The organism is Coleofasciculus sp. G3-WIS-01 (assembly GCF_040223135.1).
Lineage (GTDB): Bacteria > Cyanobacteriota > Cyanobacteriia > Cyanobacteriales > Coleofasciculaceae > Coleofasciculus.
On the sequence record NZ_JAVJZI010000025.1, the window covers coordinates 22,752 to 32,766 of the forward strand.

10 protein-coding genes and 1 tRNA gene are annotated in these 10,015 nt (G+C 45.3%); 5 read left to right on the forward strand and 6 right to left on the reverse strand.

Annotation, left to right across the window (positions count from 1 at the left end; translation table 11 throughout):
* The first annotated feature begins 55 nt into the window (after positions 1 to 55).
* The gene (locus RIM23_RS02660; RefSeq protein WP_446364216.1) at positions 56 to 1,015 is read left to right on the forward strand and encodes a glycosyltransferase; all 960 of its coding nucleotides are present in this window, start codon (positions 56 to 58) and stop codon (positions 1,013 to 1,015) included.
* Between the two features lie 140 nt (positions 1,016 to 1,155).
* A complete protein-coding gene (locus RIM23_RS02665) occupies positions 1,156 to 2,142 on the forward strand; it encodes a glycosyltransferase family 2 protein (RefSeq protein WP_446364218.1) in 987 nt (328 codons plus the stop codon).
* A gap of 235 nt (positions 2,143 to 2,377) precedes the next feature.
* Here RIM23_RS02665 and RIM23_RS02670 read toward each other — a convergent pair whose 3' ends face one another.
* From RIM23_RS02670 to trpS, 4 genes are all read right to left on the reverse strand, one after another.
* Positions 2,378 to 2,929 (reverse strand): Uma2 family endonuclease, encoded by a 552-nt coding sequence (locus tag RIM23_RS02670; protein WP_446364220.1) that lies wholly within the window; start codon positions 2,927 to 2,929, stop codon positions 2,378 to 2,380.
* 35 nt (positions 2,930 to 2,964) lie between these two features.
* Positions 2,965 to 4,587: a mucoidy inhibitor MuiA family protein gene (locus tag RIM23_RS02675; RefSeq protein WP_446364222.1), complete on the reverse strand. Its 1,623-nt coding sequence runs from the start codon at positions 4,585 to 4,587 to the stop codon at positions 2,965 to 2,967.
* Between the two features lie 331 nt (positions 4,588 to 4,918).
* The gene (locus RIM23_RS02680; RefSeq protein ID WP_446364224.1) at positions 4,919 to 5,824 is read right to left on the reverse strand and encodes a methylenetetrahydrofolate reductase; all 906 of its coding nucleotides are present in this window, start codon (positions 5,822 to 5,824) and stop codon (positions 4,919 to 4,921) included.
* Positions 5,825 to 5,900: 76 nt separating this feature from the next.
* Complete coding sequence (gene trpS, locus RIM23_RS02685) at positions 5,901 to 6,911, reverse strand: tryptophan--tRNA ligase (protein WP_446364226.1); 1,011 nt, start codon at positions 6,909 to 6,911, stop codon at positions 5,901 to 5,903.
* 651 nt (positions 6,912 to 7,562) lie between these two features.
* On the opposite strand from trpS, the gene psb28 reads away from it, so the two are divergent.
* The 3 genes from psb28 to RIM23_RS02700 all read left to right on the forward strand — a co-directional run bounded on the left by psb28 (position 7,563) and on the right by RIM23_RS02700 (position 8,698).
* A complete protein-coding gene (gene psb28 / locus RIM23_RS02690; RefSeq protein ID WP_446359719.1) occupies positions 7,563 to 7,898 on the forward strand; it encodes a photosystem II reaction center protein Psb28 in 336 nt (111 codons plus the stop codon).
* 144 nt (positions 7,899 to 8,042) lie between these two features.
* On the forward strand, positions 8,043 to 8,546 hold the full coding sequence (locus RIM23_RS02695) for a MogA/MoaB family molybdenum cofactor biosynthesis protein (protein ID WP_446364228.1): 504 nt from the start codon (positions 8,043 to 8,045) through the stop codon (positions 8,544 to 8,546).
* 79 nt (positions 8,547 to 8,625) lie between these two features.
* A tRNA-Glu gene (locus RIM23_RS02700) sits at positions 8,626 to 8,698 on the forward strand.
* 134 nt (positions 8,699 to 8,832) lie between these two features.
* Here RIM23_RS02700 and RIM23_RS02705 read toward each other — a convergent pair.
* Positions 8,833 to 9,180 (reverse strand): ribulose bisphosphate carboxylase small subunit, encoded by a 348-nt coding sequence (locus RIM23_RS02705; RefSeq protein ID WP_446364230.1) that lies wholly within the window; start codon positions 9,178 to 9,180, stop codon positions 8,833 to 8,835.
* 125 nt (positions 9,181 to 9,305) lie between these two features.
* Positions 9,306 to 9,695: a RuBisCO chaperone RbcX gene (gene rcbX, locus RIM23_RS02710; protein WP_446364232.1), complete on the reverse strand. Its 390-nt coding sequence runs from the start codon at positions 9,693 to 9,695 to the stop codon at positions 9,306 to 9,308.
* Positions 9,696 to 10,015: the final 320 nt, after the last annotated feature.

The window sequence follows — 10,015 nt, forward strand, 5'->3', positions numbered from 1 at the left end:
ATATCAATCGATTATTTAACTTACTGGATTGACTATGAAGCGTGTCAATATAATAATGGTAGATAATAACTTCGGTTTAAGTCGGGACGCAGGTATTCTCACTGAAGTCTTGCAAAAGTCTAATTTTAAAGTTACTGTTTTTGAAGTCGGCAAACCTACACTTGACCATAAAATTCAGCGTCTATCAACCTATGTCGAGCGGTTTACTAGGGAATTAAGCAACAAAAATCCCCCCTATGATATTAACCTGTTTTTGGAGTATGTTATCCCCTCTTGGTTTCCTTATGCTCGCCTCAACTGTTTAATCCCAAATCAGGAATGGTTCCGAGACGAGTGGCGTCCTTTTTTAAATCAGTTTGACTACATCCTTTGTAAAACTAAATTCGCCCAAACCATTTTTGATAAATTAGGCTGCCAGACTAAATTTATTGGCTTTACCAGTCTTGACCAATTTAACCCTCAATCCAGCAAAGATTGTGATAAGTTTTTCCATCTGGCAGGTAAAAGCGCTCAGAAAGGCACAAATACAATTATCAACCTATGGCGGCATCATCCAGAATGGCCCCCCCTAACTATCCGGCGGAATTGGCAAGAGCCTGACTCAATGAGTACAACTAATATTGAGTATATTACTCATTATCTGGATGATACAGTATTAAGGGAATATCAGAACAGCAATGGTATTCACCTGTGTCCTTCAGAAGCGGAAGGTTTTGGTCATTTGATTGCCGAAGCGATGAGCTGTCGTTCAGTAGTAATTACGACCAATGCACCACCGATGAATGAGTTGATCGCAGCAGATAGAGGGATTTTAGTGGATTATTGTCTGGCAAATCCCCAGTGTTTGGGGATCAATTATTACGTTGATTCCCAGGCATTAGAGGAAAAGATAAACGAGGTTTTAGGAATGCATTACATGACAAAAAAAAGATTAGGCGATAATGCTCGTGATTGGTATCAAAAGAATGATAGTTTTTTTCGGCGCAGAATTGTTGATGTACTCAATAGTATTTAAATGAATAGCAAGAAATGGCTTGGCATCAGGTTAGCCATGTTACGAAGGATAAAAGAGTGATTTGTAACCGGGCAAAACTCAGATACCTCTGATCAAGCTATTCTCTGTAGCCTAGTCCCTATTCCCTTACCGAATCTATTATGTCTAAAGTTAGTGTTTGTATTCCCACTTACAACCGTGCCAACTATCTAGTTAATTCGGTTAATAGTGTTCTGAGTCAAACCTATAAAGATTTTGAGTTAATTATTTGCGACGATGGCTCAACCGATGAGACACCGACAGTTGTCAGTCAGTGGGATGATTCCAGGATTCGCTATATTCGCCATGATAATAATATAGGGCGCAGTAAAAATATGCGTTCTGGATTTGATGCCGCACAGGGTAATTATTTTATCAAATTTGATGATGATGATGCCCTAACGCCGGAGTTTCTAGAAAAAACGGTAGCAGTATTAGATGCAGAACCAACAGTGGATTTTGTCTGTACGAATCACTGGGTTATTGATAAACATGGAAATCGGGTGGAGTCAGCGACGAAAGAGAATGCGGCGAAATGGGGCAAAGATAAGCTGAAGCCGGGAATAATTCCTGATTTAATGCGACAAACCTTTCAATATCAGAGTTTGCAGGTGGGTTCAACATTGTTTCGTCGCGCCTGTTTGCAGGATGTGGACTATATGCGCCCAGAAGCCGATGGTTGCGAGGATTTTGATTTACTGGTACGATTAGCGATCGCGCTTAAGCAGGGGTATTTTCTGCCAGAGTATCTGATGGAGTATCGTTTCCACGGTGGACAGACAAGTTTAAGGCAGAATCTGCATTTTCTCAAGGCTAAGGTTTTTTGTATTGATAGTTATCGATTTCCAGATCAGGAATTAGAAAAACTAAGGATACAAAAATTAGCTTGGACAAAAGAGGCTTTGGGGTTACGGTTAATTGAAAATGGGGATACGGTTCAGGGACGCCAAATGCTGCAAGATGTAGCGGAAGTGATTGGCAGTTCTCGGAAAGCGCAATTGGGAGTAATTTTATCTTATTTACCCCTAAGTTTACGGCAAGCAGCATTGCAGGTGTTTCGTCAAATGCGTCCCAAAGATTATACCGATCAAGTGCGAGAAGCGGGTTAAGCCTTTCTGGGGAATGGAGAGTGCGATCGCACGCTTATCTTTTCTATACTTTAACCTTGAATGGGTGAGACTGACTCTCCTGATCACTGGCATCCCAAGGCATCTATTAGCCACGATTGAAGACGTTGATACCTGAATGTCAATCCATAAAGACCAAGCCAAAAGTTGCTGTGTCGTCTCTGGCTTCTTGCTACCTCTTTGAGACGACAGACATATTTTTGTTGCCTTTGAGATGTCACTCAAACTCTGGTGCCCAAATTTCAGCCACGGCTAACTCCCATCCGGGCAGCAGTTCCGACACCGTCAGCACATCCCCATCCCGCAAGACCACTTTCTCCACACCCGGACGATAAACCTCCATCGTCCGACTTCGCGGGTCTACTAAAACCCCAACCTGTGTTCCTAGGGCTAGAAACTCCTGAATCTTCTGACGCAGCTTGGACAAAGAGTCAGTTTTGGACTTGACCTCAAACATCAAATCAGGGACTAACTGAGCATAATCTCCTGTGGTTCGCGGCAATCGCTCGGCTCGGACAAAGGACGCATCCGGCGCACGCACGTCCTCCGAAGCATTGGGGAGAATAAATCCAGCATTGGATGCTGTCACTCGCCCTAACCTGCGAGGTCTGACCCAGTTACGCAACTGGGCGATAATCTCGGCAGCAACTTCATCGGATTCATACCCTGACGGACTCATAACAATAATCTCCCCACCGATTAACTCCATTCGATAGTGTGGATGTTGCACCTGCAATTTTTCCAGGTCTTTAATCGTCAAACCAGCCATCGAACTCCTCCCCAGATGAGCGCGTGCATACTAGGTTACACATCCAATCCTATCACCCTAAATTCTGGCAAATACTCCACCGTAAACTGATAAGATAACTCCTGAGAGGCAAGGGAAGGCAAAGTTAGTAACCATTCCAACACACCCAATTCACCAACTTGAACTTGGGGATTAGCATCAGTGAGCCGAACTTTCAGTTGGGAATGACAACTCACCGGCAGTTGTTCCATCACCTTAACCTGTGCATCTTTCTGTCGTAAATTCGCCACCGTTAACCGATAAGCATAAGTAGCCACTTCACGCTGCTGATTGCCAATCAGCTTCTTATCCATCTGTCGTTCTACTAAATACCGCTCAATTTTCAGCCCATCGTCCACGCCCAAATCAATTTGAAAATCTTGACCTGGGGCAATATTCTGGATTTCGGTTGTGCCAATAAACGTATTATCGCGAAAGATGGTAATCTGTCCGGGTAATAAGGTAACGCCATTCAACGGATTTGTCACCGTTGCTTTCAGGTAAGCAAAGTTAAGTTGGCGCGACATCGCCACATATTCAGCCCTACAGGGATAATCATCTCTGTGGAAAATGGCAACCTTATGGCTCACCCCATCACTGGGAATCGTGGCTTGGCTATCGAGGGTAAAAGTAACAATACCCTTTTGTCCCGGACGTTCCCAGAGTTCCTTTTCGACTCTCAACCGCTCTAACTCTTCATCTATCTTCGGTTCGGGTTCTGGCGCTATCCCAGGAAAGGGCATATTCACCAACGTGGGGCGAGGTGAGTTATGCTCCTTTGGGTTTGTGGTTGCCCGATTTGCCAAGGCGCTAGGCTGTTGCAGATCAATATACCAGGGTGTAATCTGGGGAATTTCCCGCCCAACTCCGGGTTCGGCGGTGGAAAGGGTAAGGGCTACACCTAACCAATCTTCACCCGTGTTTTGAGTAATTTGAGCCAAGTAACTAAGGCTAACGGCTTGGAGGTTATCTTGCCAATGTAAATCATAGACGGGTTCCCAACTTACCCCTGTAACTTTGTAAGAAACCTCGATCGCTAATTCCCCCGAACCCGATGGTTCTAGGGTGACAATGATATTAAAGCTGTCATGAATCTGGGGGGTAGAGAGCTGCTGAAACTGCCCCCGCACCGCCTGTAACTGAGTGTTAAGCTGTTTTTGCTCGTGATCCTGTTGCGCGATCGCACCGGATAAATCATGCCACCGTTCTCCCACAAAATCCAGCAATTCCCCGATTTGAGTCAAGTTCAACGGTTCAGGGTTTTGGGATTTTGTCAAGCGCTCCAGATACTGATTCCCTAAATTTTTGATAAAATTCCGCTGTAGATTCAGCAGAGTCAGCACATCTTGTCCCTGACGTTTTTGCTCTTCTAACTGACTAATTTCCTCAGAAAGTTGGCTAACTTTTGGGTGAGTCGCTTCACGAGTACTGGTTTGTTCCGTTCGCACCTCTAATAATCGCCCACCGACACAACCTGTACTCGACACCTGAACGGATTCGCTTAAAATCGTTACGGGTAAATTAGCAATGACCAGTTCCCGTTCCTCACCCGTTAGCTGTACAACGCCCCGGCGCCTAACTAGCGCCTGGTCATCATACACTGTAACGTTACAAATCTCGGTATCTACCGTCTTATTCATCCGTTCTTTTTCCTCAAAGCAAGCCCCCTGCAATCATTTCGGCGCTTGAATACAGACCAAAAAATTAATTAAACGTCAAAATCCTTGGTGTTCAAGGAGCCGGATTTTTGACGTTTTAGCTACACCTGATTTCTCCTCATTCCCAGCCTGTCAATCAGGACATTGCCCAGAAAGTGAGCCATTGCGAGCAGCCAATCTCTCCTGCACGAATGCCGAAAGAGCTACGGTGAGGTATCTAAAAAACGATAATCTTTCCCTACTCCCAGACGTGCCATGGCACGTCTCTACATTAGCTCGCAACCAAAAACGTTTCGGTCTACTGAAATCCGTTTTACCTGTTCAGAGGAGGGATTCCCGCTAAATCGAGAATCTGGGGAATTAAATCTTCTCGCTTAATTACCATAATATGGACACCCTGACACAGTTGTTTCGCGAGTTGGATTTGCTCAGCGGCAATTTTCATCCCTTCTTGCAGTGGATCGGCGGCGGCTGCCAGTCGATCAATAATAGATTGGGGAATGTTGACACCGGGAACGTATTTATTCAGAAATTGAGCATTTTTCGCCGATTTAATCAAAAATATCCCAGCTAAAATCGGCTTATCGGTGTCAGCCGCAATCTTATCCATAAACTTTTCCAGCCGCTGGAAATCAGCAATCAGTTGGCTCTGGAAAAACTGGGCACCCGCTTCTAGTTTACGCTCAAATCGACGCTGTAATCCAGACCAACTTTTTAACTGAGGGTCAACGGCTGCTCCAGCAAACAAGTCTGTATTTCCATCAGACAATGGTTTATCATTGGCATCGAAACCGCGATTGAGTTTACTGATTAGCTGGAGCAAACGTACTGATTCTAGATCAAAAACCGGCTTGGCGTCAGGATGATCACCGACTTTTACTGGATCGCCAGTGAGGGCAAGAATGTTACGAATACCCAATGCTTGCGCCCCCATCAGATCCGCCTGCAATCCCAGTCGATTGCGATCGCGGCAAGCCATCTGACAGATGGGTTCAATTCCATTTTGCTGTAAAATAGCGGCGGCTGCCAAGGAAGACATCCGCAGGACAGCCCTAGACCCATCCGTAATATTAACGGCATGAACACGCTGCTTAAGCGGTTTTGCCATGTCAAGCATGTGAATTGGATCACCTCCCTTGGGGGGGGTAACCTCAGCCGTAATTAAGAATTCCCCTGATTTAACTGCGTCGCGAAACGAGGGTTTAGTAAGGTTTGTCATTCGTCATTTGTCATTTGTCATTCGTCATTTGTAATCCTTCTGCTCCCCCTGCTAAGAGACGTAGCATGCTACGTCTCTACAAGGCTGTAGAATACCCCATAGCTGTCTTGACTCTGGATAGGGTTGAGACAGCTATCGCTTCAGCTTTCTCGCGCCCTTGGCGTAACACTGACTCTAGATAGCCTTTATCTTCCATCACAGCTTGATAGTTTTGCTGAATCGGTTTGAGGGCTTCAATGGTTGCTTCACTCAACACCGCTTTGAACTGTCCCCACCCCATATCCTGACATTCGGCGGCGACAGATTCCTTGGTTTTCCCCGAAAGCAGGGTATAAAGGGTGAGCAAGTTATTACACTCTGGACGTTCTGGATTGTCAAATTCTAGACCCTTAATTGGATCACTTTTACAGCGCTTAATTTTCTTTTGAATCTCCTCTGGAGCATCCAGTAGATTAATCCGACTCATTTCGGATGGGTCAGATTTGGACATTTTCTTTGTACCATCGGTGAGACTCATCACCCGCGCTCCTTCTTTACGGATCAAGGGTTCAGGCAGTTTCAACACCGGCTTTTTTTTACTGCCATACTGGTCATTAATCCGAATTACAATATCACGAGTGAGTTCGATATGTTGCTTTTGGTCTTCTCCCACGGGTACTAAGTCCGCATCATAGAGCAAAATATCTGCTGCCATCAGCACAGGGTAGTCCAGTAAACCCGTACTGACATTTTCTCCCTGCTTCAGAGCCTTTTCTTTAAACTGAATCATGCGTTCGAGCCAATTGATTGGCGTGATGCAATTAAACAGCCAGGTGAGTTCACAGTGGGCGGGGATGTGAGATTGGACAAAAATGGTTGCATCGTTTAAATCTACCCCACAAGCTAGATATAACGCCGCGATCGTATAGGTATCTGTGGCTAAAGTTGCTGGATTATGGGGAACCGTAATCGCATGTAAATCGACGACGCAAAAGAAATTTTCATACTGACTCTGAGCTTCTACCCAATTACGGATTGCTCCGAGATAGTTACCCAGGTGAAGATTGCCAGTTGGTTGAACTCCAGAGAGAACGCGCTTTTTGCCCATTGATATTGGTTAAGGATTTGGAAGAGCAAAGGTGGCGAGAGTCCCAGGCTTGTACCCGCTTTCGTGTCAAGCACTGGAGGAATCGCCGTGAAACGGTGCAGATTTTTGGCAGGAATCTACAAAACCGTCTCCCCTCAGGGGTAAGGTGAGCTGGATTCCGCTAACCTACGCTAACACCAATGAGGGGGCGCCTGATAATTCTTTGATGATCTACTCTATCAATTTTGCCATTACCTCGGTCGTTATGGCAGGAGAATCATGCTTTTTTTGTTAATTGTCGGGTTTTTGGTATGATTACCTGAATCTAACTAAAATTCTAGCCGTACAAAGGTATGGACATTTGTATTGTTCAAGTGGGGCTGGACGTGTCCTCACTCTAAAACGCCGTAGAGTGAAGTGAAGTAACTCGCCGGAAGTTCTGATCGTCTTAATTTAAGGCATCAGTTGCCTAGGCTGTCTCAAGGGAGCAGCGCTAGGTACGTTAAGTAAGTTTTAAAGGAGCAATTCCTGGGGTTGACGATTAGAGGCGGTTTCGACGTAGAAACGGATCAACCCCTGGAGGAAATTGTCAGCTCCAGTTGTTGTGCAAATGGCAAGCACGGCTGATAATTCAATTGGTGATAATTTTCTTAAATTTTGACTGAACGGCTCATGGCTAAAATTCAATTTATTAGAGGCATTGACGAAGAAGTTGTACCTGATGTGCGCCTGACTCGCTCTCGTGATGGCAGCAATGGTACGGCAACCTTTTATTTTGATAATCCCAAGGCGCTTAATGGCAACTATGGTGAAGAAATAACAGGTATATTCCTGATGGATGAAGAAGGGGAGCTGGTTAGCCGTGAGGTTAAAGGCAAATTTGTCAATGGACAGCCGACGGCATTAGAAGCAATTGTGATTATGAAATCGACAGAAGAATGGGAGCGCTTTATGCGTTTCATGGAGCGCTATGCTGAGGAGAATGGTTTAGGATTTAGTAAGTCTTGATTCTCCCACGGCTCAAAGGATGAGTAACTTAATGGTATTCTTGTGGGCATTGAACCTGTAGATCTCAATTCTTTGTGATCTACGGGGCTTTAGTCTCAGATGTCAGATTAAATATCTCCTTGCATACGCCTAAACACCGCCGATATGATTCATCAGCCTCATCCCGATACAGGCTCAAGCTCGATTGCTTGTGCTGTGGTGACAGTCAGCGATACGCGATCGCACGAATCAGATCGCAGTGGTTCCCTGATCCAGAAATTGCTGCGTGACGCGGGTCATGCTGTTGTCGCTTACTCCATTCTTAAGGATGAACCGAACCAGATTCAGACTTATCTGCAAGTCTTGGCGAAGCGTTCGGATATTCAGGCGGTTGTGGTTAACGGGGGTACGGGGATTGCTCAGCGAGATACAACCTATGACGCCTTAGTCGGTTTGTTAGAGAAGACCTTACCCGGATTTGGTGAGGTCTTTCGTTGGCTCAGTTACCAAGAGATTGGCTCACGCGCGATCGCTTCACGGGCTGTCGCTGGAGTGTATCACCGTAAGCTGATTTTCTCCATTCCTGGTTCTACCGGAGCCGTCACCCTTGCTATGGAAAGGCTTATCTTACCAGAATTGATTCATCTGGTCACTCAGGTGGAGCCATAAAAGTTTCCGCTTAATTTGTTGGCTCAGGAGTTGACAAACCCAAAAATGTTCGTTATATTTATTAAGGTCTGAGAAATACGCCCCCATCGTCTAGAGGCCTAGGACACCTCCCTTTCACGGAGGCGACAGGGATTCGAATTCCCTTGGGGGTATTAATGTAGAGACGTTACCTGTAACGTCTCTACTATTATTTTGTGGTGATTATTAAGAAAAAAAGAGAGGTTTTATGACCTCTCCTATCTATCTCAGCAGATTTAAAAGCTGGGCAACTTAGTAGTACCCTGGGCTACCACCGACTACCACCACGATTTTCACCGGGCTTATAGATAATGAAACTCAGAACTTGGCACTGCTTGATGTTGTCAAAACCCACAACGCGGATATAATTGTCGCGATATTCAGACCGACAAGCATCAACCTCAGCCATGACTTCTTTAGCAGAAGTGGCGTTGAACAGAGGAAGTTTCCACAATGTCCAGTAGTGCTGTGTTGGTTCAGAGCTTTCGCTAAATTCGATGGCTGGAATATAGCCCTGTTCCAAAATGTATTCAACCTGTCGGACAATTTGCTGATCGCTCAGAGGCGGCAAATAAGACAGAGTTTCAAAACGACGCTCTTTAGGTAACGTTTGCATGGGTAATTCTGTGATGGTTGTGTTTTTGACGATCTCCTTTTTAGAAAAAGGGAGATTATATGGAACTCACATTCCATAAGTAGGGGTATTTCAGCAGATGGCAGAGTACCCGCTTTAATTGCCAACTAGATATCCGAATCAGCTGGCTGTTCGGTTGAGGCTGGGTGTTCAGAGATACTGAGTTGCGTCATTCGCTCGAGATACTGACGTCGATATTCCATATTCGACTGTTGAATGCTCGTGCGAACCATTTCTGGCAAGAAGTCTGCCACTTCCTCACTCAGATGCTGTCGCACAGTCATGATCCGAAACGCCAGTTCTTGTTTTTCCACCAAGAGTGCTTGGAGATAGGCATCTCCATCTTGAACTCCTTGGTTTGCCGAAAAAGAATGCAGCCACAGAGCCTGGGGCGGGTCAGTTTCACCCAATTGATCCAGGACAATCATCAGTGCTTGGTAGGTCATGTAACTAGTTAGCACTTTGGCTGTATCTTTGGCAACTCGTTTTAGATCCATAGTCTGAACCCAGCCCTATAACAGTATGAAGTATCAATGATGAAGTATGAAGTTCTACACTTCATACTTCACACTTCATAAAAACTCCTTCGTTGTAGGAAACCCTGTGTCCCTTCGCTTCGCTTATCGGGCAAGCTTTAGACCAGGGAGGAACACGCGGTAGTGGTTTAAGAAGCATACTTTTTTAGGGGGTGGAGGGGTATGGTTGCCCCTCCAATTGTCTCCCATTTCTGGGGTAAAGTTAGCCTCGCCAATGTTATCAGTCGGTAACTATCCAAAAGCACTGTTTCAGTGACCTTAAAACTGTTTAACTTTTTGGT

Coding starts and splice junctions, on each gene's coding strand:
- RIM23_RS02660 (WP_446364216.1), top strand. CDS start 56: ATGGTAGATAATAACTTCGGTTTAAGTCGGGACGCAGGTATTCTCACT.
- RIM23_RS02665 (WP_446364218.1), top strand. CDS start 1,156: ATGTCTAAAGTTAGTGTTTGTATTCCCACTTACAACCGTGCCAACTAT.
- RIM23_RS02670 (WP_446364220.1), bottom strand. CDS start 2,929: ATGGCTGGTTTGACGATTAAAGACCTGGAAAAATTGCAGGTGCAACAT.
- RIM23_RS02675 (WP_446364222.1), bottom strand. CDS start 4,587: ATGAATAAGACGGTAGATACCGAGATTTGTAACGTTACAGTGTATGAT.
- RIM23_RS02680 (WP_446364224.1), bottom strand. CDS start 5,824: ATGACAAACCTTACTAAACCCTCGTTTCGCGACGCAGTTAAATCAGGG.
- trpS (WP_446364226.1), bottom strand. CDS start 6,911: ATGGGCAAAAAGCGCGTTCTCTCTGGAGTTCAACCAACTGGCAATCTT.
- psb28 (WP_446359719.1), top strand. CDS start 7,563: ATGGCTAAAATTCAATTTATTAGAGGCATTGACGAAGAAGTTGTACCT.
- RIM23_RS02695 (WP_446364228.1), top strand. CDS start 8,043: ATGATTCATCAGCCTCATCCCGATACAGGCTCAAGCTCGATTGCTTGT.
- RIM23_RS02705 (WP_446364230.1), bottom strand. CDS start 9,180: ATGCAAACGTTACCTAAAGAGCGTCGTTTTGAAACTCTGTCTTATTTG.
- rcbX (WP_446364232.1), bottom strand. CDS start 9,695: ATGGATCTAAAACGAGTTGCCAAAGATACAGCCAAAGTGCTAACTAGT.